This window comes from Anaerorhabdus furcosa (assembly GCF_900167375.1).
Lineage (GTDB): Bacteria > Bacillota_I > Bacilli_A > Erysipelotrichales > Erysipelotrichaceae > Anaerorhabdus > Anaerorhabdus furcosa.
Genome location: NZ_FUWY01000006.1, coordinates 1 through 25,163, shown reverse-complemented (window position 1 = coordinate 25,163; position 25,163 = coordinate 1). Strand labels below are relative to the sequence as shown.

Below are 25,163 nucleotides of genomic sequence, written 5' to 3'. Positions count from 1 at the left end.
AGTTACCCTCTTCTTAATAAATATTGAACAAATGCCTCACTTATTTCTTTTATCTTTCTTCTGCTAATTTTAAGTTCAACAGAATTTTTAAGTATCATTACCCCATCCTTGATACTATTCACATTACTTAAGTTCACTAAAAATGACATATGAATTTTAACAAAGGAATCATCATTAATTTCCTCAATTATTTTCTTCATTGTTTTTCTAATGATGTATTTATTTTGCTTTGTTACAATATACATATCATTTTTGTATACTTCAAAGTAATAGATATCTTTATAAAATATTTCTTCTTGATTCTTACCATTATCAAAAATAAAAACTTGATTACTTTTAATAAAATAATTAGCAAATTTAGTTAATGCTTTTAATAAGTCATCTTTAAGGAATTCTTTTCGAACAAAGTACAGTGATTCAACAGCAAATGTATTGAATACTAAATCCTCTCTGTAGGATATAAAAATGACTCTTGCTGCTGGATTAGTTTCATTAATTCTTTTAGCTAATTCCAGTCCTGTTATTGAGGGCATATCTAAATCTAACAAATAAAGATCATATTGAGCAGTATTCATTGTAAATGAAACATCATCAAATTCATCTAATTGAAAGTGAATATTAGGAATATGGATAGTTGAAAAACACTTAATTACTTGCTCTCTATCTTCTTTAGAATCATCAACAATAGCTACTCTAATTTCCATTATTAGTCCTCTATATAGGTTGTACTATGTTTTAAAAGAAACATAAGTACCGCATTAAATATTAATACAATCAGTATTATAGTATCTATTTTACAATCAAATAATTGTAATATCAAATTTAAACCAGCATAGACTAATAGAATAATAATCGCATAAAATCGATATTGGTGCTTTTCCATGACTGTTAGTGGATTATTTACGTGCTGTACAGGGGCGTTTTGATAAATATAAAAAGAAGATAAAATCAAGAATAACAAATTGATATAAGTACTTTGAAATAGATTAGTTTGGTACAAAACTAGGAAAATGATATAAAAAATAGTATATAAGAACCAACACATAAAATAAGTATCAGCATGGTAACCTCCTGAATACTTTCTTATAATAGTCAACAAGATAATATAGATTATTGTTGGAATTACTGTGTTTGTTAAAATACTAATTAAAAGAAGAAACAAATATGTTGACCATTCATGAATGATTATTTTGATTGCATGGTAATATAATTCCTTATCCTCTTCCAGTTTGTTTTCTTTATTAAAGTAATTATAAATACTAACAACTAATCTATCTACTATATTATTCACACAATCACCTCGTTAACATTCTATACCTTTTTCTTTTTTAATCTAGTCTATTGTGATAAATGGTTAGCTGGTGTGATAATTGGTACAAATCCATCTAAAAAGAATCCTTTTATTGGATTCTTCTATATACCAAATCAACCATACCATGAAATATTTCTGTCTTCATAAGTTCTAGTTTTGTTTGATTATCCTGTTTATCAAATAGACGGATGCCTTTTCCTAAAAGGATAGGAATCATTGTTATGTAGTATTGATCAATCAAATTTAGTTCAATGAGTTGATTGATCAGATTGGCTCCACCACACACCCAGATGTCTTTACCTTCTTTATTTTTCAAATCAGTTATCAACTCTTTTAAGTCCTGGTTGGTAAATTGAATATTGTACTTTGATTTCAATTTTTTATGTGTATAAACATAAGTCATCATCTTTTCATAAAGCCAGTTTTGAGGTGATAGCTCAGTTACAACCTGATGATATGTTGTATAACCCATAATTATCGTATCAATATCATTAATAAAATTAAGATACTGGGTATTTTCTTCAATTTCTGGATCTTGCTGAATCAACCAGTCAACACTACCCTTTTCATCCGCAATATAGCCGTCTAAACTGGTGGCAATAAATAAAATTACTTTTCTCATAATCTAACCTCACTTGGCTAAATCTTACCAGTTTTTCAAAATATTATCTTCTTCCATGCCCTGTTCATCCACCTTGAATATTGAAATAATTGTTTTGGGACTAGGTAGTGGTTGCTTTGGGTTAAGCAAATATTGATTCATACTGGTTTGAATCATTGACCAATAGAGTGATGTTAATATCTTTGGATTTTCATGATTTAAACTTCCTTCTTCTTGACCTTTAACGATAAAAGACTCAATTTGATTAAATACATTCTCTTTCTTTATTAACTTCTTGGCTGCACTTGGTACATCATCACTACGATGAATCATGTAAATAAACGAGAATATTTTAGCTCTGTAGGGCTGTTTTTGAATAGATTCGAAGATTGATTCAGTTAAACGATAAAAGAAATCATAAATCGAATCATAATACATACCTAAGGGTAAATTGGTTCCATCTATTGCGATTTTAGTCAGTTCGTTGAATAGTTCTTCTTTATTTTTAAAATAGTGAAATAACAATCCAACACTCATTCCAGCAAAAGAAGCAATATCTTGTATCTTCGTACCGGTATATCCTTTCGCAACAAAAACATCAATTGATGCAATAATAATTTCAAGTTTTCTCTTTTCTTTTTGTTCAAATCGCATAAAGTCCTCTTATTGAATAAATATTCAATGAATATATGTTCAATATAATCTGTTTTAGGTAATAATTCAATGATTTTATTATATTATATCTCTTTTCATAAAGATTGTGGTTTCCAAAGGACTATTATTGTATGCATCACACTGAATAAATCCCTTCTTCTTATAGAGATGAATGGCACTTTTTAATGCTGGTATTGTATCTAAAACCATTGTTTTATAGCCTATTAATCTTGCTTGTTCGATTAATAGATCAATTAATCTTCCTGCAATACCTTGTCCTCTTACTTCACTTCTTACATACAATCGCTTCATTTCACATACATCTTTACTTAATTTTCGTAGTGCTATACACCCTACGACTCTATCTTGAGATAATACAACATATAATCGACCTTCTGGTTTACCATACTTAGATTCAATTTCTTCTAACTCTTTGTCAAAGCTTTGAAGCGTTAAATAAACTTTGAAGTCTGGATCATTATCTAGAAGCATTTGAGTATACTCAATGAATAATTCTCTTACTTCTTGAAGATAATTCATACCTTCTTTTATTTCATATTGCATTTGATCACCTCATTTTGTCAATTTTAGCATAAAAAAAGAGTTCTGTATAAGAACTCCATTATATTTTATGCTAAAGCTTTTTTAGCTGATTCTACGATTGTTTCAAAACCTTTTGGATCGTGAATAGCGATTTCACTTAACATTTTACGGTTAACTGTAATTCCAGCTAACTTTAATCCATGCATTAATTTTGAATAACTCATGTCATGCATTCTTGCTGCTGCATTGATACGAGCAATCCATAATTTACGCATTTCACGTTTAGTTTGTTTACGACCTGCGTAAGCATAACGCATAGAATGCATTACTTGCTCATGGGCTGTCTTATATAGTAAGTGCTTTGCACCATAGTAACCTTTTGCTAATTTTAATACTCTTTTTCTACGAGCACGTGTAACCGTACCACCTTTAACTCTTGCCATTTCTTATATCCTCCTTCAGCTTAGTCTTGAATCAAGTGCTTGATTCTCTTCATATCACTCTTAGAAACTAGTGTTGATTTTCTTAAATGCACTTTTTGTTTATGAGTTTTATGTGCAGCCATGTGAGAAGTATAGTTATGGCCTCTCTTTAATTTTCCAGTTCCAGTTCTTTTTACACGTTTTGCTAATGTCTTTTTAGTTTTCATCTTTGGCATAAAATTTATCCTCCTCTATTTACCTTTTTTTGGCGATAATACGACAGACATGGTGTTACCTTCCATTGATGGTGCTTTTTCAACACCTGCAAATTCTGACATTTGCGCAATGAATTGTTTCATAACTTCCCTGCCAACTTCAAGCCTTGTCATCATACGGCCTCTAAAACGCATATCTACTTTAACTTTCATACCCTCTTCAGCCCATTTTTGAGCTTGACGAAGTTTAGTGTCAAAGTCGTGTTTATCAATTACAGGAGACAATCTTAATGGTTTAACTTCTGTAACTTGTTGATTTCTTTTTGCTTCTTTCGCTTTCTTTTGAGACTCAAAGCGATACTTTCCAAAATCAAGAATTTTGCACACTGGTGGGTTTCCATTTGGTGCAACACACATTAAATCTAACTCACTTTCGTAAGCCTTTTCCAATGCTTCGCGTCGAGACATAACTCCCAATTGTTCCCCTTCAGGTCCAATTACAAGAACTTCTTTAAATCGAATGTTTTCGTTGACTAGTTCATCAGTCATGAATTTTTTAGTAATAAGCGACACCTCCATGTCTTTTTATCGAATAAAAAGCAGGTACATAGTGCACCTGCTTTACTAGATTTATTGATAAACAATATACCGTAGCGTGAACCCAAATCCATAGGATATCAGGTGAGAAGAGGTGCTTCTACTTTCCACATCTTTAAATACTTAGTAAGTATACAATAATCTACTTTGTTTGTCAAATATGAAATCCAACAACATGGATATCCACACTGCCACATTTCATACTCGTCATGTCATAAATGTTTTGATAAATCCTATTTTGTAAGATTTCACATGTTGCATTTACATTTGCACCATATTTTAACTTCACATCAATCGCAATATGAAGTTGATTGTTTGCTATTTTACATGAGATTGCTTTATTGAATTTCGTTGCTGGTATTCTTTCTACACTATCCACATCGTCTAATGTAATATCTGCAATTAATTCAAATACATTTTTTGATAAAGCAATTTCACCTGCACCATCTTTTTCAGTTAACAATACATATTCTTGAGCCATTTTCTTCACCTCTATATTGGCATTATAGCATGAAAATCCTTTGATTTAAAATAGATTTACAATCTTATGTTCCAGTGTTGAAGAATAATCTTCAAGATTTTCATTAAATTCTTCAATACTGTGTGTGCGCATACTAACAAGTTCAATAAAATCTCTAAATAACTCCAACATGTTAAGTAGTTTATCTTCATGGATGATATCAATTTTCCCTACTTTAACCATTGTTTTTGCTACTACCTCTGCAAATACATCTCTACACATTTGACCATTTACATCACCCAATTGGCTAAATTGTTCATGGTACCATGATGGTGGAATAATTAAATTTTTTATAATTTCAATGAATTTTGAGAAATCTTGAATATTATTACCAGGTTCAATCGCAAATAACATGACAAAGAATACATGCCATTCAAAATCTATATTAATAATGCTTTCCCAGTATTGTCCAATAATATTGCAAAAAGGATCTGGATGACTATAAGAATTCTCTAGATAAATTGGATAACTAAAATCGAAGTCCATAATTTGTAATAAGTTAAAATGTTCAAAATACTCAACCATTCTATACTGTGGATGCTCACACGATACAAAATCCTTTATATAAATATATTGACTTAAAACCGAACTACATTTCCTAAAATCAGTAGTAAATCCTACAGTTTCATTCATTTTAAGAGCTACCAAATCATTAATCGCTTTAGCAATAAAGATTTTAAAACCACCCTCTGACATGCCAATCTCACGATCACTTTGTGATTGATCAATTAGTTGTTTATACACAATTTGTAACTGACGATCTACAACTTCTAAATTATCACGTATAGAAGCTAGAATATTCTTTACAAATGAATCATACACTACAAATTGGGTATTCTTATAAACAACTTGGTGCTCTACTTCTGACCAAAATGAATGAACAAGTGATTTGATCTGCAATTCAAAATTAATCTTTTTTTGATTAAATACCATATGGCCATCAATGCGATAGATCGTAAATCCATTGCGTTGTAGTTGTGGTTGAGGCATATTCAAATTCAAGTAAACATCATGGTTGGCTACGCATTGGTAAGTTCCTTTACTTGTTTGTTGGAAATGATGAAACAGTTCACTAAAGATATTATTTTCATCACTAATAAAACGACATTCAAGTGTAAGTCCCACAAGGTCAGGTAATGCATTCACTGCATCTTCTGCTGTTTCATACTCTAAATAGTATTTATTACGAATTAACTTCTCTTTTAAACTTTCTTTTGATTTAATGCGTGATGAAATACTTACAATAACATCACCCTTTTCTTTTTTCATTAGATTTTCAAACAAGTCCGTTAAAACATGTTCAACATATTGAAAAGTAGGTTGATTTAATTCTAGTAAATTACTTACTTCATCTATAAAATCAAATAATTCTAAACGCATACTACCTCCTATCGGATTCTTAATCCTTTTGGTATTTTATTCTTAATTATTGAACCATCACTTTTTCCAAACCCTATAAATTGATCCATGATTCTTATACCCACAAATCCTTTTGGTACTGGTTTTTGCAAGATGTTTCCTTTTCTAAATAATTCTACTTCTTTTTCATCACACAGACATACATTGTTTAGGGTTGGTGCAAACAATACTGAAGTATACGCATGTTGATGTGGTTCAAATCGATCATGTATTACTTCTCCAATTAATACTTGGTTTCTTAATACATAGTTGTCTTTGAAATCATAAAACGGATGTTTTCCAGCATAAATACGATTGTTTTTTAATAAAATATTTTCTTTAAATGATGTCTCATTTTTAATAAACTTTTCAATACTTGGTGTTAGTTTATCTGATTTAAGTATATCAAGAGAATTCAAAGTATTTGGTGAAATTCTTCTGAACTTTGCGATGAAATGTCCTTCGCCTTCATCCATTGGTAAAATACGACGTGTATAATGTGTCGGATAATTACCTATTTGTACCCCTTCTTTACCCCATTTGACTTGAATTTGTACTAATTCTAAATCAGTAAACGTTTCTAGTATCCAAGCTACATTTTTCTCATTTTCTTCAATTGCATAGGTACATGTAGAATAGACAAGGATTCCATCTTGTTTAAGAGCTTGTATTGCACATTGTAAAATATGCCTTTGCCTTAATGAACAACTAATAACATGTTCTTCACTCCAGTCCTCTAAAGCTTTACTCTCTTTTTTAAACATCCCTTCGCCACTACAAGGAGCATCCACAAGTACTTTATCCATTCTTCCATGAAGCAACTTAGTAATTTTCTCTGGAGTTGAATTTGTAACAATAGCATTACTGATTCCTAGGCGTTCAATATTACTTAATAGAATCTGTGCTCGCTTGGATTCAATTTCATTACTTACTAAAAGACCGTCACCTGTTAAATATTGTGCAATTTGCGTACTTTTGCCACCTGGTGCAGCACACAAATCCAATACCCAATCATTGGGTTTGGGATCAAGTACCTCTACAGCACTTGCAGCACTTGGTTCTTGCATATACATCAATCCTAGTGCATGAGGAAGAGATTGACCATAATGCTCATCAGTGTCCAAAACATAGGCATGCTTCGCAAAGTTTGATGCATGACATTCAATTTCAAACGTATGAAAAAAATCTTCTTCTGTTATTTTTAAAGTGTTGATTCTAAAGCCACGATAAGGTTTATTATTTAATGTATTAAGATAGGCTTCATAATCTTCTTGTAATAAATCTTTCATACGCTTTAAAAATAACTCATTCATTACTTAAAACCTCAATGGTCTTCACTTTATCCAAATCCATTTGATCAATTAGTTCTTGAATCGTATCAAATTTTAATTCATCTCTTAAATAAGATACAAATTGAATTCGAATTTCTTTGCCATAAATTTGATCATCAAAATCAAAAATATTAGATTCAACCGATAATTTCTTAGAAAAATTGAATGTTGGATTATGACCTACATTAATCATACTTTGATAACGTATACCATCAATGATAGTCCATCCAGCATAAACACCTACTCGTGGAATGATAAGTTCATCAAGTACATCCACATTCGCAGTTGGAAATCCAATTTCTCTACCCCTTTTGTATCCATGGACTACTTCACCATAAATCTCATAGGGATAACCAAGCAAACGATTAGCATGTTCAACTTCACCTGACTCCAAATATTCAGTTATTCTTGTCGTACTAATTTTCTTTTCTTCTTCATTAATTGATTCAATAACTACTAAATCAAATAATGAACTAGAGTTTTGTTTTAATGTTTCTGTATTTCCTGCACCTTTAAACCCATAATGAAAATCAAATCCACAAATAAGTGCTTTCAAATTACAAGGTATTAAAACTTGGTTTATAAACTCTTCTGGTGCTAGCTCTGACATTTCTTTTGTAAAATCCAAAATAATAACACGATCAATCCCCAGTTTTTCAGCCAGTTCAATTCTTCTTTTTTCACTTGTTAAATGCTGTACATTTGTTAAGCCTTTAATTGTCACCCATGGATCTGGAGAAAATGTGATTAAAGCACTTTCAACTTTTTTCTCCTTTGCAACTTCAATTGTTTTGTTTATTAAAGCTCTATGTCCAAGATGTAGACCATCAAAATAACCAATGCATGCAGCAATGGGCTCACTTATTTTTGTACAGTTTAAGCTAATTTTATCAACTTTCATTACCATAATCCTCTTTTACTACGATATTCATTACCTTCTTTTTCATATGCAGCTAAAACTTTTTGATTATGTGTCAAAATTACAATTTCCTCCTCACAATCAAGTTTGATTCGCTTTCCTTGCATCACTTCTTTTACACAATCTACTTCAATTCTTGGATAGATTGGATTAATCACATCTTCAATATCATGAATATTATCACCTGTTAAATCATCTAAGACCAGTGCATCTGCTAAAGAAACATTGCCAATTTTAGTTCGTACCAAAGATGACATGGAACCCACAGTTCCTAATTTCTTTGCGATATCCTCGCATAAAACACGAATGTATGTGCCACTAGATACTACCGCCCTTATTTTAATTTCATGATCATTTGATAAACATTCAATTTCATCAATAACAATATTACGTGGTTTAACTTCTACTTCCTTGCCTTCACGATGATACTCATAGAGCTTTTTGCCATTCACCTTAATTGCAGATACCATAGGTGGTATTTGTGTTTGAGGCCCTAAAAAAGAATTTAATACCTCATTTAATTGATTTTGATCAAAGCTTATAACTTCTTTCTCTTCAATCGTTTTACCCCAAATATCTCCCGTATCCGTCTTAATACCTAACTGTATTGTTGCAACATATTCTTTTTTACTATGTTCACAATAAGGTAAACATTTGCAAGCTTTACCCAATAAAACAATTAAAAGACCCTCAGCATTGGGATCGAGTGTTCCTGTATGTCCTACTGATTTCTCATTGAACTTTTTTCTTATTTTTGCACAAACATCAAAAGATGTCATATTCATTGTCTTTTTTATATAGTAAACGCCGTCCATTGTTTCCTCATTTCCTACAACATTATATCAAGTTCATGATATAATAGCAAAGCATCTAGGAGTGAAAAATATGTCAGTTAAACATGTACTTGGAAGAATCAGAAAAGCTGATTTAGACTTTAATTTAATGCAAAATGGTGACCGCATTGCAGTTGGCGTATCTGGAGGAAAAGACAGTATGCTTCTTTTATATTGCCTTGCCCTTTATCGCAATATCGCAAAACGCCATATGGAGAAACAAATTGAAATCGTTGGGATTCATATTAAGATGGGTTTCCCTAATATGGATTTTAGTGAAGTTATTGAATTTTGCAAGAAAAATGATATTGAATTTTATACAATCGATTCAAGAATCTATGATATTTTGAAAATACAAGCAAACCAAGATGGAACACTTAAATGCAGTATTTGTTCCAAGCTTAAAAAAGGTGCCGTTATTAATGAAGCCAAAAAATTAAACTGCAATAAAACAGCTTTTGCCCATCACGCAGATGATGCAGTAGAAACCTTATTTTTAAATGCCATCTTTGGTGGTAGACTTGCAACATTTGCACCTAAAATGTTCTTAACAAATTCTGAAATGACCTTTATCCGACCTTTTGTCTATTCTTTTGAAAGTGATATTATTGCTGCAACAAATGAGGCAAATATTCCAATTGTAAAAAGTACTTGTCCAATGGATGGTCATACAAAGCGTCAAGATATGAAAGAATTACTACAATCGATTTACAAAACTTATCCATCATCAAAAGAAAACTTCTTATTGATGCTACATAATCAAAAACAATTAGACTTATGGGTTAAACAAAGTGACCTCAATGAACAAGATTAAACGCGTTTACATTGAAATTACTAACAAATGCAACTTACGTTGTGCTTTTTGTGCTTTTCATCATCGCCCTTTAAAAGAGATGTCATTGGATGATTTTGAATACTGCGTTAAGGAAATCAAACAGGTTACTCCTTATCTCTATCTTCATGTTCAAGGAGAACCCTTATTGCATTCAAAATTCAATGAATTATTAACAATATGCGATACATACCAAATGAATGTCCAACTTGTTACTAATGGTACTTATATCGCTAATTATCCAAATTTAGAGCAGCATCCTTCTTTACGCAAAATTAGTTTTTCTTTGCATAGTCTTGATTATCAACAAATAGACACCAAAACTTACATTACACAATTACTTTCATTTATTGATAATTATAGCAAGAAGAATGATGGTTACATTGAACTCCGCTTTTGGGTTAGTGATCAGCTAAATCAAAAGGCTAAAGAAGCATTGGCAATTATAAAATCAAGATATGAGCTATTACCTACATCAAAACCCAATAGTTATAAATTAGATGAACACATCTTTATTCATTTTGAAAAAGAATTCAAATGGCCATCTGTTTCAAATAATTCAAATCCAAATCATGGTACATGTCGTGGTGGTAAAGATATGATTGCGATTCTTGTGGATGGAACAGTTGTCCCTTGTTGTTTAGATGCTGAAGGTGAAATTAATTTAGGAAATCTTTTCAATGCATCACTACAACAAATTTTAAATTCTCCTCGTTACTTAAACATAATAAAAGGATTCAATGAGAATAAACTCACTGAACCCTTATGTCAAACTTGTGAATATCGTAAACGATTTGATTAGAATTTAGATATATCAAACTTTTCCAAATAATTAGCAGCAAATTGGATAATTGGTTCAACCGTACCATCAGCAAATGGTGATTTTAATCCTGCTTCCTTTACAATTTCTAAGAATGTCTTTGTTCCACCAATTTTACAAATATGAATGTAATCACTCCAAGCCTTTGGATCTTTTTCTACCGCTCTTTTCCAAAATTGAAGTGCACATACTTGTGCTAAGGTATAGTCAATGTAATAGAATGGATTATGGAAAATATGACTTTGTTGGAACCACCAACATCCTCTTTCCAAGAAATCACATCCCGTGTAGTCTTTATGTGGTAAATATTGTTTTTCAAGCTTACGCCACATTTGTTTTCGTTCATCTTTACTGCAGTTTGGGTTTGCATAAACTTCATGTTGGAAATGGTCTACTAAAACACCATAAGGAATAAATTTAATTGCATCAGCAACGTGAGAATAATAATATTTTTCAGCATCTTCTTTAAAGAAGTACTCCATCCAAGGATGTGCAAAGAATTCCATACTCATTGAATGAATTTCAGCACTTTCCATTGTTGGAAACATACATTCTGGTATTGTGATAGATTGCATTGATAAATAAGATTGAAGTGCATGTCCTGCTTCATGGGTTAAAACATCAACATCTCCACTTGTTCCATTGAAATTACTAAAGATAAATGGAACTTTGTAGTCAACTAAATCTGTGCAATAGCCACCACCTTCTTTTCCAGGCTTACTCTCTAAATCAAATAATTCTTGTTCAACCAATACATCAAAGAACTCTCCTGTTTCTTTTGACATTTCATGATACATTTTGTTTGCTGCATCAATCAAGTCATCTTTTGTTCCTTTTGGTTTTGGATTACCTGTTACAAATACATTATTTAAATCATAATATGCCAACTTATCTAATCCCAAACTTTTACGTTGAGCTTCAAATAACTTCATCGATTCAGGAACAATATATTTTAAAACTTGTTGACGATAGTTTTTTACCATTTCAGCATCATAATCTAAACGTGACATACGTAAATAACCTAGTTCTATATAACTAGGAAAACCTAAATCCTGAGCCATCTTGGTGCGTACATGAACCATTTGATCATAAATCTCATCGATTTCAGCTTCATTTGCTTCTAACCAAGCCATTTTTGCTTGTGTCGCTCTTTCACGTATACTTCGGTCATTATCAGTCATCTTAACACCAATGCTAGATAAATTATATGTCTCTCCATCAAACTCTATCTTAGCACTCGCAAGTAACTTTGAATGTCTTGATGCCAAGCGATTTTCTTCTTGTAAATCTGGAATAATTTTTGGATCAAATGATTTAACTGCACACTCTGCAAGTTTCATAAAGGCATTTGGTATTTTGTCTTTGATTTCTTCTTTGCATTTTGAATTCAATACAACTTTGTATAAACGTGTACTTAACTCTGTATACATTGGGCTTACTTCATCCCAATAATCATTCTCTTTACTGTAAAACTCGTCTTTTGTATTAATCGAATACCGTATACTACACAATGTGACCATTGTATTTACATGATTTCTAATTTTATTAATCTTATTGAAGTTGTCCATAAAATCTTCACCATTCTCACTATGTTCAAGTTTGAATAGTAACATTTCAAGGCTTGCCTTTGTTAATTCGAAATCAGGTCTTTCATATTTAAATTCAGTAAATTTCATTTTCATCACCTCTTAAAATTATTATACACTAAATTAAATGATAGTTAAGTGTATTCCATTGTATAAACCTAATTGACTGCATTGAATATATGGATGGAGAATTGTATTGGAATACTTATCCACTACAATCATCTGTTCACTGTAATATGAATCTGCTTTAATTTCATCACCAATTACTTGGAAAAAGGAAGAAAGTATCTCTTGTAGAGTAGTATCCAAATCACACTTTACTAACCACTTTTTATTTAATACTAAAATTTCAATCACAATTAAACAACTCATCAATCAATCGTACCTTCTCTCTTTTTTCATGATGCATATAGTATCCTTGATTTCGATTACATTTTATTTTCCTATTTACCGCAATAATATATTGCTCACTTAAACCGTCTCCTACCCATAAAATGTATTCATCCTCCATTATTTCTTTAATCCATGTTTGCGAACTGGATTGTACATCTAAACAGAATACAAGGGGATGCTTTCTCTGATTTAAACTCTTTTTAAGTGTCAATGAATCAACTTTATCTAAATCTTTTACAAAAACAACACTCTTTCTTGCCTCATATAGCTCCGCCTCATTCCAAACACGATGATAGGATGGAATACATTTTCTAATGAATTGAAGCAATATCGAGCTTGTCTTCGCAACTAGAAAACAAAAAGGAAACTGCTGAAGATCAATCCATTGGTAGGTTTCATAACTAATCCCTATCCTCCCCTCTTTTTTACCTATAACAATTTCTGGCATTTCACAAATAATTTTCTTTTTGCTTAGTTTTGGCTTCTTTTCTATGATGTCTTCAAAAGTGACATTCAATTTCCTAAAGTAGCTAATCTTCTCTTTTTGAATGTAATAAAAGTCTTCTTTATGAATACCATACCTCACTTTCTCTTCAAAGATGATTGATAGATCTTGTCTTGAAAATGAAGAAGATACAATTTTTGTTTGAAAATAACCCGCTATAGTATAAGGAATAGCATTAGCTGTGTAGGTAAATAAATTAAGAAAAATATTCTTATTGAATCCATCATTTAAAAAACGATAAAACTCTATTTCAAATAGATTCATTTTCTCAATTAAAAAATGATTACTTGGTGCAATAAATAAATCTATTTTATCCTGATTCTTTTTAAAACTTAAATCTTTTAATAGATTTAACAGTAATTCATCTGATGAAATCGAATGAATAAAACTTGTTGAATTTGCTAAAGCACTAAATATTTTTTCATAATCCAGGATATAAATTTCAATCGGCTCATACATTTTTAAATAAGCATATAAAAGAGTTAATATCCAATTCAACAATTCATTTTGATTTTTCACATAAAATAACGTATGCACTAAATCAACAATACAAGGTATTTGAGAATTAGTTTCGATATCATCTATTATTCCTATTCCACGGTTAACCCATCTTAGCGCTTCTTTTTCAATTCTTTCTAATGGTTGATTCCACAACATTTGTGGCTTATAACTCTGACTAGTCAATTTTTCTAATATTTTTGAAAGAATACTTTCTTGTGACTTTTTATTCAATTTAAATTTGCGATGATATAAATCATACACAGCTATACTATTTGCATTATCAAAAGAACTATTTAGGTAATAGAATTCTCCCTTCGTTAAGATATTATCAGTGTACTTATAAAACTGTCCTGGCTTATCTAAGTAAAACGCAAGATTTGAATCGATCATTTCTAGACTATCTTGTTTATCTTGTACGCGAAGTGAAATTCGAGTACGACAATTCGACCAAATCTGCCCATCTACAACATTTGATGGTTTCTGCGTCGATAGAATTAGATGAATACCTAAACTTCGACCAATACGAGCTAAACTAATCAATTCTTTTATAAAGTCTTCATACTCAACTTTCAACTCTGCAAATTCATCAATAATTACAAACAAATGACTCAACTTTTCCAACTGTAATTGATCACATTGCAGTTGATATTTTTTTATGTCCACAGATGATGTATTAGATAAAACTGCCATTTGATTAAACAACACTTGTCTTCTTCTACTTTCTATTTTAATTGCACTAAAGAAACGTAGAATCTCATGTGAATCTAAATTAGATATCGACCCAATAAAATGTGGACACGCTACTCCATTATAATAAAAAGAGTTCGCTAACCCACCACCTTTAAAGTCAACAACTACAAATTGAAAATCTTGATATGAATATTTCAACATAAGCATGATACATAGCGTAATAATACTTTCGGATTTTCCAGCACCTGTAGTTGCCCCAACTAACAAATGTGGGCCATCCTTACTCTCATGAAGGTCTAACTCTACTGGTTTCCCCTCAGTATCAAATCCAATGTTTACTGCTAAGGAATTAATTGTCGTGTTGTTTTCCCAATTTTTCACTAGATTAAGCTGTGCAAGTTGATTTAGATTTATACCAGTAGAAGGTTGTTTTTTATCTTGTTTTGATTGATAAAAATGAATTTTTTCAAATAATTTTTGAAAATCAGTTTCAATATCTTCAAATAGAAAATTAATTTCATTTTGTGTTGTTTTCAGTTTTCCTTTATTATTATCCAGTAAAATCTGACAATCTGAAAAAGTTGGAACAAGATTTGAATGAAGCAAATGGACACAAGTATTCTCACTTCTAAAACTTTCACCTGTGATGTTCAATACAATTTTGATGCGATGATCTTCAATAAAATCATTTTCCTTGAATTCACTTACACTTGAATATACATAATGTTTATCTTGATATATTGAATGCTCAAATAATGTACAGTGTATATATTTTGATAACCACGCAATATCACAAATAAAAATAAGTGATAGATTGTTTGAACTAACTTGTGTAGTTAGATAAAAACATATCCATAGAAAACACTGCATTGAATTCGTACATATATTTCGGTATTCAACAATATTGATTGTTACAAGATGATGGTGCAAGAACATGTATTTATTGTAAATCTCAATGTATTGTTTATAAGCAATATTATTTTCCTTGGGAAAATTCTTGAATTGAATACCACTTAAAATAGTTCCTTTTCCTAGAGGAATAATTATTTCATCACCCTCTATGTTTTGAACATACTTATTTTCACATTCAAAATCATCAATGATTTGCCTTGAAGTTCGATATATTACTCTCTCATAATCAAGTAATTGCGAGTTAAATAATTCAATAACTTCTTCAATTGATTGATAATATCGGTTTATTTCCGCAATGAGTACAGTTACTTTCTTTTTATATTTTTTATTTTCATACAGTCTTTGCAAAGGATGAATGAAGAAACTACTCATTATCATCACTAGGGGTACAATTAAAGAAGGTAGCACTTCAATAAGCTCTCTTCCTTGTAAATATCCTTGATAAGCCATAATTGATCCTGAAAGAAGCGAAGCACAGGACATCATTAAGATTGGAAATAAAGAGAAGAACAATGGCAGTTTCTCAATTGCATGTACCTCATTGAAAGACTGAAGTTCTAGAGTACATGTCGGTTTTATTGAATAAGGTCTTTTTTGACTAAAGATTCCTCTTTTATTCTTCATCGATTGAATAGAATAGTTTTTGATTTTGATTTGCTCCAGATGAACACGAATCGATTCACATTGATTAACCATAACAAAATCATCAGTAATCAGTATTTTCAATTCATTGAGAGTCAATAAATCATTCGTATTAAAGTGCTTTTTCATTTGTCCATTAATAAAAATACAACTTGGTTTCTCAATTATTTTGTTCTTAAGGTTAATAACACAATGAATACGTTCAATGTGCGAATTCAATACTTGTATACTTGCTACATCACTACTTCCAATTGAAATTTCATCTTGTAGTTCATATTTTTTAAAGTAATTGTATTGATTATCATTCAATATAGTAATCGATAAATCATTTAGATTAAATTTTCTAGCTTCATTGATATCCAGTTCAATGCTTGTTTCAAAGAATTGAATACAATGAAATCCTTTATTTAATGCATATCTTTTTTCTCTTAAACCATCATGTATTATGCAGATCATTCGTTCTCTTTTCACTCACTAAGATATTGCAATGAGTAAAGTAATTACCATCACTACTTTTAATTGTAATGATTGCACTTCCTCGCTTCACTCCAGTCACCACTCCTGCTTGATTAACCTTTGCAACATCAATTTGATTTGATGAATAAATTAAATCACTCTCATCAACATTATTAGGTAATCCTACAATATTAATCTTTTTTGATTCATCAACATAAATTACTAGATTAATTTTTTCTAAAATAATTTTATCTGACTGTATGGGCTGATTTGTTTCTTTTACCTTACGCTTACCTCGTGTACACTTCTCGAGAAATTGCCAATTTTCAATATGTGTTTTCTTATTAAGAATAATTTTACCATTGTTTTCATTTATCACATTCAATGTCTTTGAAAAACCAATTTTCGATGCAATTGTTTTTGAGGTATTAAATCCAACATCCAATACCCAATGTAAATTAAGATTTCCACAAACTTTTACATCATCATGATTAAGAGAAACTGTATCTGCTTTATCTAATGGGACGTCTACCTTTAGTTCACTCTTCTCTCCTTTTGAATCATACAAATGAACTATTGTATCCATGTATCCTCTTATTCCTGCTTTAATTTGAATATCCATTAAAGCTAGATTTCCTGCTGATACACCTGTAGTCAAACCTAACGTGGAGGATGCGGACGCCTTAACAATGAAATCTGCATTTCTTTTACTATCTTGAATTATTCTCATCTTGTTATTTTTAATTTCAATACCTAGCTGATGTTCATTGACTAATACTAACTCAATTTTTCCACTGGCATAAACATGAAATTTTAATTGCATTGTTAATTGGAGGATAGGAAGATTAGGAAATGGTACCTTAATCTCACAGATTGGGATTGTGGTACCATTTAAATCTTCACTTGTCTTAAAGGATGCTAAAAGTGATTGTACAAAGTTATCTCCTTTTAAATTTGAAAAATCAGAATAATAGTTTTTATTAATTGTAGGTTCAAGTTTAATTAGTTCAGTTGTATTAAAGTTCAATTTAAAATAAGCATCCTCTATCCCTTGATTACTAGTTTTCCAACGTACAGTAGGTTTTACTTGATAGATTTTTGACTCTGTTTTAATATCACCTTTTCTTAATTTCAATGTAATTCCATTAACTCCAGCATCAATACTTCCTTCAAAATCTTTTATCTTAATTTCTTTTGATATGAGCTGTTGAATTTTTGTTGTTCCTACCTCTTTGATATTTTCATTTAACATCTCTATTTCTGCATTTGAAAAATCGATATGAGAACTATCTTCAATTTCAAACTTCTCAAAAATATCCTGATACTCTGGTTGTACAAGTTGTACTTCAATTCCTTTTTCACTCTCTTGAACTTCTACCACTTTGTAGAATTGATCTTGATGATCAAACCAACGTATAACATCCCCTTCTTTTACAACTTCTTTATCACTCAAGACTGCCTTTAAATCATCCTCATTAAATTCAAGTGGTACATCTACATCAATCAAATCATCGCTAAATTCAAGTTCATTTCGTGGTTCACTTACCTTGTAGTTATTTACATAGTCTTTAACTAATTCAAACTTTTCAAGTGCATCCTCCCTGCTTAAGCTTTGTTTAGGATTAAAGCAGTTCCGTTGGTCTACTTCAAAGATACCTAGTTGAACCGATGTTGCGATCTGTTTTGGAAATATACTTTTATTTGCATCTTTTATCGCAATGGTTGCTTCAGTAGGTTGAATCAAGTTAACTAAAGTGTAGGCAGCCCACTCCTTTGTTAATGTATCTTCTAAATTAATTGATACACTAGAATCTAGTATTCTCCACTCAACACTTGCTTGGACAATATTAAAATATGGGTTTTCTTCATTTATATGTAGAAAATAAGGTTTAGTATTTGAAGCCTCTGGTATATTCATATTAGTTACAATAATTTCAAGCCATTCTTTAAGTTGCATCGTTTCCTTTGGTTTTGTACACCCTGTTAATAAAAACAGGAGTGTACATACCAAAAGACTACTTATTCTTCTAGAAACTGGATGCATTGGAGGTAATGGTTGTTTCTAAAGAATCATAGCTTGATACTGTAAAATCTAAAAATGAACCATATGCATAAATTACATCTTTTTGTTGTTCAAAACGACTAGAGAATGCATTGAATCTACCACGTATTGCTTCGCCTGAATCACTAATCCATGAACCATTCAAATCATAGATTTCTTTTTTGATTATTTGTAAATGATCATAAATTTGATTTCCTAAATTTCTAAGCTGATTTGCACAGTCAGTAACTTCTGCCAATGATATTTTAATTTCTTCCATAAACCCTCCTATAGTCTATTTACTTGATTCATTAATTCATTTTGCATTTCGCGATATGCTCTTGCTGATGATTTCAAGAATTCTGAATACTGTTGAGTAATCACATATATTTGTCTAAAATCGTTTTCAAAGGATCTTATTTGATTTGTAAATGCAATGTTATCTTTTCCCTGCCAAGCATTTTTCATTTTCTCTACCTCATCAAATAATTGTATGAATTTTTTTTCATATTGTTGCGCTTCACTATCAATCTTTCTTGAACTTATCTCTAATCTTTCTGGATCTACATAAATCTTTCTCATCTTATCACCTTCCTCACTTATATATACTGATACAAATTTAAGACTCCTATATCGTTTTAAACCTTATAATTATGTTATGATAAATTAAAGGAGAATCTACTATGTATATTTTTATCGATATTGTTGGAAGTGTCCCCCTTATTCTTTTTTATAATGCTTATCGTGGTAACTATAAACTTGCAAATAAAGATATGCAAAAACGCGTTGGTCTTATTGGTATGATTATTTCTATTCTCTTCCTATTATCTCCAATTATTTACGGAGTTATTACAAAATACATTTCATAAAAAAAGAACTCATTTCTAAGCAAATGAGCTCTTTTTTACTTTTCTTTAATTTGCACTTCAATTTTAACACAATAGTCTTCCGTATTTTGCTCTGCTACATGATCCAAAACATATTCAACATAAACTTCACCTGTCATGGTTAGCTTCTCTTTTTCAATATAATCAAATAAGAATTGAATACCTTGCATCGTAACCCATGGATCATATTTACCAATAAAAACTGCATAATATCCTTCAGGTTTGAAAGCATTCTTAATTTTTGTGGATTTAAAATAATAATTTTTGACTCTAAATTTTTGAGAAGTATTATATATCTCTGTATCAACGATGATTCCTAAAGGACACACTAAATTTACTTTATGCTCCCAAGCATAGGCAAATGCTTGTATTTCAGCTTCTTCATTACTCAATTCTTGTAAAACATCTTCACACTTAAAATAATTCTCTTGTCCATGATATTGCACCTTGCACACATAATCATCTTCAATTTCAGCTTCATTGGCTAGTGATATATAAAGTTTCATAATATCTCTTGTTTCTTTTAATCGTGCTATTTCTTGACTAATTCTTTGATCATGCTTTTTGAATAATTTATTCATGACTTCTGGATTTCTCGATGTAGCATATTCTCTTATCTCTTCCAAACCAACATCTAAACTTCTTAATGTTGTGATTAAATAAGCAGTACTTAATTGCTTTCTTGAATAACTGCGATAACCGTTCTCTTCTCTTCTCTCTGGCACCAATAAACCTTCTCTATCATAGAATCTTAAGTTATCTGTATTAATACCCGTTAATTTAGAAAACTCTGAAATTGTATAGCTATTTTTAGTCATTGTATAATTTCCTTTTCATAATCGCTTGACATTGAAGTGACTTCATAGTTTATTGTATCATTTGTCGCATGAATTTCAATGAATCTAGAAAGGAATCTTTATGAAATATTTTAAACAATTCTTAGCAATAAATAAAATGAAGGTGTTTGTTGCTTTACTCTTACTACTAGGACAAGTGATTGGAACACTATTTGTACCTAAATTAGTTGCAACAATGATTGATCAGGGAATCTTAAAAAATGATTTTAATGTGGTTATTAACATAGGAATCTGGATGTTTATCTTTGCATTGGTGACAACACTTATATCTACAATTGGAAGCTGGGTTACAAGTCATTTAGCTGCTTTATTTGGCAAAAAAATGAGAACACTACTCTTTAAGAAAACACAGGAACTTTCAATTCAACAATTTGATGAAATTGGGATTTCATCACTCATTACTCGTTCCACATCCGATATAACCAACATTCAACAAATGTTAGGTATGTTACTACAACTTGTATTCCCTGCACCAATTATTCTAATTGTATCAATTTGTATGACTGCATCCATTAACATTCCCCTAGCTATTATCCAATTCTTCTTTATTTTCTTACTTTTCATATTATCAATCTTTGTTATTAAACGATCAAATCGTTTATCTTCACAAATTCAAACAAAACTGGATACTATCAACAAAGTTGTTCGTGAATCCATTACTGGAGTACGTGTTATTAGAGCATTTGGATGTGAAGATTACGAAGAAAAAAGAAGCAATGGTGCATTTACCTCTTATGCTTCAAATATGATTCAACTCAATCGTTTATTTGCTATTTTCTTTCCAGCAGTTTGGACTATTATGGGGTTGATTATGGTTGTTGCCTTAGCACTAGGAGGTGCATTTACCTTACAAGGTTCAATGCAAATAGGACAAATATCAGCTGTTACTGAATATGCTATTCTCTCTATTGGTTATTGTATTATGGCAGTTTCAACCTTAACTACACTTCCCAAAGCCAAGGCATGTCTTAAAAGATTAGAAACAGTATTAGATACTAAACCAAGTATACTAAGTACTTCGATAAATCAAACATTTAATTCATCAGCTACTAATGCAATTGAATTCAATGATGTTACATTCGCTTATGATGGTGCAGAGCAACCTGTATTAAATCACATTAGTTTTGCAATGAAGAATGGTGAAACTACAGCAATTATTGGAAGTACAGGTGCTGGAAAAAGCACACTGGTTGATCTTTTATTACGTATTCACCAACAACAATCTGGTTCAATTAAGGTCCATGGTATTGATATCCGTGATTGCTTGCAAAATGATTTAAGAAATGAATTTGGTTATGTTCCACAAAAAGCATTTTTGTTTAGTGGAACTATCCAAGAAAATCTTCGCCTTGGTCATCCCCATGCTAGTGATGATGATTTGTGGCAAGCTCTTGAAATTTCTCAAGCCAAAGATTTTGTTTTGAATTTAAATGATCAACTTAATTCTTTTGTCGCACAAGGAGGAACAAATTTTTCCGGTGGACAAAGACAACGATTATCAATTGCACGAGCATTAACTAAAAACTCATCCATTTTACTGTTCGATGATTGCTTCTCAGCACTCGATGTCAAAACAGACAAAGCCTTAAGAAAAGCTCTTCATGAAAAAGCAAAACACAAAACAAAATTAATCATTGCGCAAAGAGTTAGTAGTATTATGGATGCCGATCAAATTTTAGTTCTTGATGAAGGTGCCATTGTTGCCAAAGGCACTCACTCAGAACTCTTATCTACATGTGAACTTTATCAATCCATCGTAGCAAGTCAAAGTCAACTAAAGGAGGTGACATCATGAAAAAAGAAAAAGACTTCATTAACGAAGATATTCCTCAAAATTTCAAGAAAACAGTATTTCGCTTCTTTAAAATAATTTTAAAACAAAAAAAGAAACTCATATTGATTATACTCTCAACAATTCTAAGTTCCTTAACCTTTGCTGCTTTACCTCTAGCAATGGGGCTTGGTATTGATAATCTAGTGGAGGCAATTAAAACTTATGATCCACAAATTGGAATACTTCAAACTTTAATTTCTGCATTAAGTACCCCTATTTTATTTATGTCACTTACCTTTGGTTCTAGTTGTCTACTAGCCTATTTCCAGCAATATATCGTAGCTAGTGTTGGCGAAGAAATTACGCTTGAACTTCGCTGCTCTGTTAGTAACAAACTTAAGAAGTTACCACTAAGTTATTTCGATAATCATCAAGCAGGTGATATCATGAGTCGAGTAACAAATGACTTAGAGAAAGTTTCATCTGTTCTACAAGTTGGTCTAATGCAATTAATTTCTTCTGCATTTACTATCTTATTTTCAATGATTGTTATGTTTAGACTAAGTCCTCAATTGTTTATTCTAGTCATTGTATCTCTTGCAATTAGTTTATTTGCAACAGGCTATGTATCTGTGTTAGCTCAAAAAGCTTACACAGAGAATATGAAAGCAATGGGCGCACTTACAAGCAAAGTCGAAGAAGTTTATGCTGGTAATCGTATTATAAAGACATTCAATATTCAAACAAAAACACTTGAAGATTTAGAAAAATACAACCACAGACAATTCTTAGCACAACGAAAATCACAATTTGCAGATTATACAATCTATCCTATCATGCGATTCCTTGGACAATTGGGATTCATTGCATCTGCAATTGCCGGCTCACTACTCGCATTAAATGGAACTTTAACACTGGGAACTGTTCAAGCATTCTTACTCTATATTAATCAAATTGCTGAGCCAGTTACAGAATCTTCTTATGTTATTACTTCCCTTCAAGCAGCCATCGCTGGTGCAGAACGTGTCTTCTCTTTTCTTGATGAGAAAGAAGAAAACTTGATAGAAAATAACTCAAATGTGCATATTCAACAAGGTCATGTATTATTTGAACATGTACAATTTGGTTATACAAAAAATAAGATTTTAATGAACGACTTAAATCTTGAAGTCAAACCAAATGAAATGATTGCTATTGTTGGACCAACAGGTGGTGGTAAAACAACACTTGTTAATTTATTAATGCGATTCTATGAATTAAATAGTGGAACGATATTCATAGATGGTCATGATATCTCTACTTTACCAAAGCAAGCTATGCGACGTAATATTGGAATGGTATTACAAGATTCATGGTTATTTGATGGCACAATCAAAGAAAACATAGCTTATGGTAAACAAGATGCAACAATGGATGAAATCATTCAAGTATCTAAAGATGCATGTTGTGATCATTTTATAAGAACACTCCCTCAAGGATATGATACAAAGTTATCTAGTGAAGCAATGATTATCTCTCAAGGACAAATGCAATTATTAACCATTGCACGCGCTATGCTGACAAACCCTTCTATCCTTATTCTTGATGAAGCGACATCAAGTGTTGATACAAGAACTGAAGTAGAAATACAAAAAGCTATGACTCGCTTGATGAAAGGTAAAACAAGTTTTGTTATTTCACATCGATTATCCACCATTCAAAATGCTGATTGTATCTTAGTTGTAAGAGATGGCGATATTGTCGAACGTGGTAATCATTCACAATTACTAAATCTTAATGGTTTCTATGCATCACTTTATCAAAGTCAATTTGAAGGTTAGAAAAACTGATGAGTATTCATCAGTTTTTTAGCATTTCTATTATTTGATTAGCATTATTCTCTAAACTATTTTCACCATTTAAAAATAAACATGGACATTCCAATTTTTCAATCCATATATCATGCAAAAGTTTTCCCCGACAATTTATACCAGCAGTATCATAGCATCTTGCCCATTCAATAAAATTTTTGTGATTTTCATGCATATCACCATCTTCGTCAATCCTAGAACCAAAACTAATTCTTTCTCTTTGAATCAATCTCTCTATCCTAATCTCAGTTCTTGTATTTAAATAGACAGCTAAGGAGAATTTAGGTATAAGTGAATCACCCCAACCACAAAGTGAACCAGATAATACTATTCCTTGCTTTTCATTCATATCCAATTTCATTAAATTGAGGCGCTCTTCAACTTTACGTGCATCAGTATATGGAATTTTTGTTGGAAGCCAATAATAATCATCGGTATCCATAAAAAAATAGTTTAATTTCTTCGCAATGAATTTACCAAGTGTTGTTGTTCCTGAGCCAGAAGCTCCAAACAAATGAATAATAACCATAATTACCCTCCTTAAAGTAAGTATAACAATTCCTCCTTAATAATGAAAGTACGTTAGATTTTATGAATTTCTACTTTGCAATAATAATAGCCTATAATATATGACTTAAATAAAATAGTAAAATAATTTAATGCTTATGTCACAAGATAATCAATACCTCTTGCACTATGAACAGGTAGTAGTAACCCTTGAAATTAATACTAGTTCCAAAAGAAAAAGAACTCTAATTAGAGTCCTTTAAACTATACCCCGTAAGGAAGACACTAGATAAAAAGTGACTACCTTACGGGGTTTCAGTATACTTTAGAAGAGGAAAGAAAATATGGGAAGAAATTATTTTAGTAAAGAACAAATAGAAGAATTAAGAAAAAGCAAGTATGTAAAGAAAATCAGTGAAGCAAATGTACGATTTACAGATGATTTTAAGAATGAATTTACAGGTTTACTCAATACAGGAGCATCACCAATAGAAGCACTAAACAAATTAGGAATTAGCCCCAAAATATTAGGACCAAAGCGAGTTGGTTCATTGACAACTAGAAT

27 protein-coding genes are annotated in these 25,163 nt (G+C 31.0%); 6 read left to right on the top strand and 21 right to left on the bottom strand.

Features of this window, described 5'->3' with window-relative positions; translation table 11 throughout:
• Positions 1-2 precede the first annotated feature (2 nt).
• The 13 genes from B5D14_RS09335 to truB form a co-directional block, all read right to left on the bottom strand.
• Positions 3-704, bottom strand: coding sequence for a LytR/AlgR family response regulator transcription factor (locus B5D14_RS09335; protein WP_078712365.1), 702 nt, complete (start codon positions 702-704; stop codon positions 3-5).
• A gap of 2 nt (positions 705-706) precedes the next feature.
• Positions 707-1,291: an accessory gene regulator B family protein gene (locus tag B5D14_RS09330; RefSeq protein WP_078712364.1), complete on the bottom strand. Its 585-nt coding sequence runs from the start codon at positions 1,289-1,291 to the stop codon at positions 707-709.
• A 109-nt stretch (positions 1,292-1,400) separates the two neighbouring features.
• Positions 1,401-1,934, bottom strand: coding sequence for a dihydrofolate reductase family protein (locus B5D14_RS09325; RefSeq protein WP_078712363.1), 534 nt, complete (start codon positions 1,932-1,934; stop codon positions 1,401-1,403).
• Positions 1,935-1,958: 24 nt separating this feature from the next.
• Positions 1,959-2,567, bottom strand: coding sequence for a TetR/AcrR family transcriptional regulator (locus B5D14_RS09320; protein WP_078712362.1), 609 nt, complete (start codon positions 2,565-2,567; stop codon positions 1,959-1,961).
• 78 nt (positions 2,568-2,645) lie between these two features.
• Positions 2,646-3,131, bottom strand: coding sequence for a GNAT family N-acetyltransferase (locus tag B5D14_RS09315; protein ID WP_078712361.1), 486 nt, complete (start codon positions 3,129-3,131; stop codon positions 2,646-2,648).
• Positions 3,132-3,196: 65 nt separating this feature from the next.
• Positions 3,197-3,553, bottom strand: a complete 357-nt coding sequence (gene rplT / locus B5D14_RS09310; protein WP_078712360.1) for a 50S ribosomal protein L20 — start codon at positions 3,551-3,553, stop codon at positions 3,197-3,199.
• A gap of 20 nt (positions 3,554-3,573) precedes the next feature.
• A complete protein-coding gene (gene rpmI / locus B5D14_RS09305; protein ID WP_078712359.1) occupies positions 3,574-3,768 on the bottom strand; it encodes a 50S ribosomal protein L35 in 195 nt (64 codons plus the stop codon).
• Positions 3,769-3,783: 15 nt separating this feature from the next.
• Positions 3,784-4,326 (bottom strand): translation initiation factor IF-3, encoded by a 543-nt coding sequence (infC, locus tag B5D14_RS09300; protein ID WP_078712358.1) that lies wholly within the window; start codon positions 4,324-4,326, stop codon positions 3,784-3,786.
• A gap of 172 nt (positions 4,327-4,498) precedes the next feature.
• The gene (locus tag B5D14_RS09295) at positions 4,499-4,825 is read right to left on the bottom strand and encodes an Asp23/Gls24 family envelope stress response protein (RefSeq protein ID WP_078712357.1); all 327 of its coding nucleotides are present in this window, start codon (positions 4,823-4,825) and stop codon (positions 4,499-4,501) included.
• Positions 4,826-4,870: 45 nt separating this feature from the next.
• A complete protein-coding gene (locus B5D14_RS09290) occupies positions 4,871-6,244 on the bottom strand; it encodes a nucleotidyltransferase family protein (RefSeq protein ID WP_078712356.1) in 1,374 nt (457 codons plus the stop codon).
• A gap of 8 nt (positions 6,245-6,252) precedes the next feature.
• Positions 6,253-7,575, bottom strand: a complete 1,323-nt coding sequence (locus tag B5D14_RS09285) for an RsmB/NOP family class I SAM-dependent RNA methyltransferase (protein WP_078712355.1) — start codon at positions 7,573-7,575, stop codon at positions 6,253-6,255.
• Positions 7,568-8,494, bottom strand: coding sequence for a bifunctional riboflavin kinase/FAD synthetase (locus B5D14_RS09280; protein ID WP_200804798.1), 927 nt, complete (start codon positions 8,492-8,494; stop codon positions 7,568-7,570). The genes B5D14_RS09285 and B5D14_RS09280 overlap by 8 nt, the downstream gene beginning before the upstream one ends.
• A complete protein-coding gene (gene truB, locus B5D14_RS09275) occupies positions 8,494-9,327 on the bottom strand; it encodes a tRNA pseudouridine(55) synthase TruB (protein WP_078712353.1) in 834 nt (277 codons plus the stop codon). Before truB ends, B5D14_RS09280 begins: the two co-directional genes overlap by 1 nt.
• A gap of 70 nt (positions 9,328-9,397) precedes the next feature.
• On the opposite strand from truB, the gene B5D14_RS09270 reads away from it, so the two are divergent.
• Positions 9,398-10,159 (top strand): tRNA 2-thiocytidine biosynthesis TtcA family protein, encoded by a 762-nt coding sequence (locus B5D14_RS09270; protein ID WP_078712352.1) that lies wholly within the window; start codon positions 9,398-9,400, stop codon positions 10,157-10,159.
• Positions 10,146-10,979: a radical SAM/SPASM domain-containing protein gene (locus B5D14_RS09265; protein ID WP_078712351.1), complete on the top strand. Its 834-nt coding sequence runs from the start codon at positions 10,146-10,148 to the stop codon at positions 10,977-10,979. Before B5D14_RS09270 ends, B5D14_RS09265 begins: the two co-directional genes overlap by 14 nt.
• On the opposite strand, the gene B5D14_RS09260 is transcribed toward B5D14_RS09265, so the two are convergent.
• The 6 genes from B5D14_RS09260 to B5D14_RS09235 all read right to left on the bottom strand — a co-directional run bounded on the left by B5D14_RS09260 (position 10,976) and on the right by B5D14_RS09235 (position 19,305).
• The gene (locus B5D14_RS09260) at positions 10,976-12,673 is read right to left on the bottom strand and encodes a M3 family oligoendopeptidase (RefSeq protein WP_078712350.1); all 1,698 of its coding nucleotides are present in this window, start codon (positions 12,671-12,673) and stop codon (positions 10,976-10,978) included. The genes B5D14_RS09265 and B5D14_RS09260 overlap by 4 nt on opposite strands.
• A gap of 33 nt (positions 12,674-12,706) precedes the next feature.
• Positions 12,707-12,940, bottom strand: a complete 234-nt coding sequence (locus B5D14_RS09255; RefSeq protein ID WP_159443774.1) for a hypothetical protein — start codon at positions 12,938-12,940, stop codon at positions 12,707-12,709.
• Positions 12,933-16,682 carry an FtsK/SpoIIIE domain-containing protein gene (locus B5D14_RS09250; RefSeq protein ID WP_078712348.1) on the bottom strand — a complete coding sequence of 1,250 codons (3,750 nt, stop codon included), beginning with the start codon at positions 16,680-16,682 and terminating at the stop codon, positions 12,933-12,935. The genes B5D14_RS09255 and B5D14_RS09250 overlap by 8 nt, the downstream gene beginning before the upstream one ends.
• Positions 16,663-18,639: an Ig-like domain-containing protein gene (locus B5D14_RS09245; protein ID WP_078712347.1), complete on the bottom strand. Its 1,977-nt coding sequence runs from the start codon at positions 18,637-18,639 to the stop codon at positions 16,663-16,665. Before B5D14_RS09245 ends, B5D14_RS09250 begins: the two co-directional genes overlap by 20 nt.
• 70 nt (positions 18,640-18,709) lie before the next feature.
• On the bottom strand, positions 18,710-19,003 hold the full coding sequence (locus B5D14_RS09240) for a pore-forming ESAT-6 family protein (RefSeq protein ID WP_078712346.1): 294 nt from the start codon (positions 19,001-19,003) through the stop codon (positions 18,710-18,712).
• 8 nt (positions 19,004-19,011) lie between these two features.
• Positions 19,012-19,305, bottom strand: a complete 294-nt coding sequence (locus tag B5D14_RS09235) for a WXG100 family type VII secretion target (RefSeq protein WP_078712345.1) — start codon at positions 19,303-19,305, stop codon at positions 19,012-19,014.
• 101 nt (positions 19,306-19,406) lie between these two features.
• Here B5D14_RS09235 and B5D14_RS09230 point away from each other — a divergent pair, with 101 nt between their 5' ends.
• On the top strand, positions 19,407-19,592 hold the full coding sequence (locus tag B5D14_RS09230; protein ID WP_078712344.1) for a hypothetical protein: 186 nt from the start codon (positions 19,407-19,409) through the stop codon (positions 19,590-19,592).
• Positions 19,593-19,627: 35 nt separating this feature from the next.
• Here B5D14_RS09230 and B5D14_RS09225 read toward each other — a convergent pair whose 3' ends face one another.
• Positions 19,628-20,428: a helix-turn-helix domain-containing protein gene (locus B5D14_RS09225; protein WP_078712343.1), complete on the bottom strand. Its 801-nt coding sequence runs from the start codon at positions 20,426-20,428 to the stop codon at positions 19,628-19,630.
• Positions 20,429-20,528: 100 nt separating this feature from the next.
• Here B5D14_RS09225 and B5D14_RS09220 point away from each other — a divergent pair, with 100 nt between their 5' ends.
• Entirely contained in the window at positions 20,529-22,262 is a 1,734-nt protein-coding gene (locus tag B5D14_RS09220; protein ID WP_078712342.1) for an ABC transporter ATP-binding protein, read from the top strand.
• Positions 22,259-24,061: an ABC transporter ATP-binding protein gene (locus tag B5D14_RS09215; protein WP_078712341.1), complete on the top strand. Its 1,803-nt coding sequence runs from the start codon at positions 22,259-22,261 to the stop codon at positions 24,059-24,061. Before B5D14_RS09220 ends, B5D14_RS09215 begins: the two co-directional genes overlap by 4 nt.
• A 19-nt stretch (positions 24,062-24,080) precedes the next feature.
• Here the strand turns inward: B5D14_RS09215 and B5D14_RS09210 are convergent, their stop codons facing one another.
• Positions 24,081-24,620, bottom strand: coding sequence for an AAA family ATPase (locus B5D14_RS09210; protein ID WP_078712340.1), 540 nt, complete (start codon positions 24,618-24,620; stop codon positions 24,081-24,083).
• 322 nt (positions 24,621-24,942) lie between these two features.
• Between B5D14_RS09210 and B5D14_RS09205 the strand changes: the two genes are divergently transcribed.
• Positions 24,943-25,163, top strand: a 221-nt coding sequence (locus B5D14_RS09205) for an HTH domain-containing protein (protein WP_342585678.1), incomplete at its 3' end; no start/stop codon positions are given.

What these genes read in the sequence shown, in the direction of transcription:
- B5D14_RS09335 (WP_078712365.1), bottom strand. Translation starts at nt 704, where the DNA reads ATGGAAATTAGAGTAGCTATTGTTGATGATTCTAAAGAAGATAGAGAG.
- B5D14_RS09325 (WP_078712363.1), bottom strand. Translation starts at nt 1,934, where the DNA reads ATGAGAAAAGTAATTTTATTTATTGCCACCAGTTTAGACGGCTATATT.
- B5D14_RS09320 (WP_078712362.1), bottom strand. Translation starts at nt 2,567, where the DNA reads ATGCGATTTGAACAAAAAGAAAAGAGAAAACTTGAAATTATTATTGCA.
- B5D14_RS09315 (WP_078712361.1), bottom strand. Translation starts at nt 3,131, where the DNA reads ATGCAATATGAAATAAAAGAAGGTATGAATTATCTTCAAGAAGTAAGA.
- rplT (WP_078712360.1), bottom strand. Translation starts at nt 3,553, where the DNA reads ATGGCAAGAGTTAAAGGTGGTACGGTTACACGTGCTCGTAGAAAAAGA.
- rpmI (WP_078712359.1), bottom strand. Translation starts at nt 3,768, where the DNA reads ATGCCAAAGATGAAAACTAAAAAGACATTAGCAAAACGTGTAAAAAGA.
- infC (WP_078712358.1), bottom strand. Translation starts at nt 4,326, where the DNA reads ATGGAGGTGTCGCTTATTACTAAAAAATTCATGACTGATGAACTAGTC.
- B5D14_RS09295 (WP_078712357.1), bottom strand. Translation starts at nt 4,825, where the DNA reads ATGGCTCAAGAATATGTATTGTTAACTGAAAAAGATGGTGCAGGTGAA.
- B5D14_RS09290 (WP_078712356.1), bottom strand. Translation starts at nt 6,244, where the DNA reads ATGCGTTTAGAATTATTTGATTTTATAGATGAAGTAAGTAATTTACTA.
- B5D14_RS09285 (WP_078712355.1), bottom strand. Translation starts at nt 7,575, where the DNA reads ATGAATGAGTTATTTTTAAAGCGTATGAAAGATTTATTACAAGAAGAT.
- B5D14_RS09280 (WP_200804798.1), bottom strand. Translation starts at nt 8,494, where the DNA reads ATGAAAGTTGATAAAATTAGCTTAAACTGTACAAAAATAAGTGAGCCC.
- truB (WP_078712353.1), bottom strand. Translation starts at nt 9,327, where the DNA reads ATGGACGGCGTTTACTATATAAAAAAGACAATGAATATGACATCTTTT.
- B5D14_RS09270 (WP_078712352.1), top strand. Translation starts at nt 9,398, where the DNA reads ATGTCAGTTAAACATGTACTTGGAAGAATCAGAAAAGCTGATTTAGAC.
- B5D14_RS09265 (WP_078712351.1), top strand. Translation starts at nt 10,146, where the DNA reads ATGAACAAGATTAAACGCGTTTACATTGAAATTACTAACAAATGCAAC.
- B5D14_RS09260 (WP_078712350.1), bottom strand. Translation starts at nt 12,673, where the DNA reads ATGAAATTTACTGAATTTAAATATGAAAGACCTGATTTCGAATTAACA.
- B5D14_RS09250 (WP_078712348.1), bottom strand. Translation starts at nt 16,682, where the DNA reads ATGATCTGCATAATACATGATGGTTTAAGAGAAAAAAGATATGCATTA.
- B5D14_RS09245 (WP_078712347.1), bottom strand. Translation starts at nt 18,639, where the DNA reads ATGCAACTTAAAGAATGGCTTGAAATTATTGTAACTAATATGAATATA.
- B5D14_RS09240 (WP_078712346.1), bottom strand. Translation starts at nt 19,003, where the DNA reads ATGGAAGAAATTAAAATATCATTGGCAGAAGTTACTGACTGTGCAAAT.
- B5D14_RS09235 (WP_078712345.1), bottom strand. Translation starts at nt 19,305, where the DNA reads ATGAGAAAGATTTATGTAGATCCAGAAAGATTAGAGATAAGTTCAAGA.
- B5D14_RS09230 (WP_078712344.1), top strand. Translation starts at nt 19,407, where the DNA reads ATGTATATTTTTATCGATATTGTTGGAAGTGTCCCCCTTATTCTTTTT.
- B5D14_RS09225 (WP_078712343.1), bottom strand. Translation starts at nt 20,428, where the DNA reads ATGACTAAAAATAGCTATACAATTTCAGAGTTTTCTAAATTAACGGGT.
- B5D14_RS09220 (WP_078712342.1), top strand. Translation starts at nt 20,529, where the DNA reads ATGAAATATTTTAAACAATTCTTAGCAATAAATAAAATGAAGGTGTTT.
- B5D14_RS09215 (WP_078712341.1), top strand. Translation starts at nt 22,259, where the DNA reads ATGAAAAAAGAAAAAGACTTCATTAACGAAGATATTCCTCAAAATTTC.
- B5D14_RS09210 (WP_078712340.1), bottom strand. Translation starts at nt 24,620, where the DNA reads ATGGTTATTATTCATTTGTTTGGAGCTTCTGGCTCAGGAACAACAACA.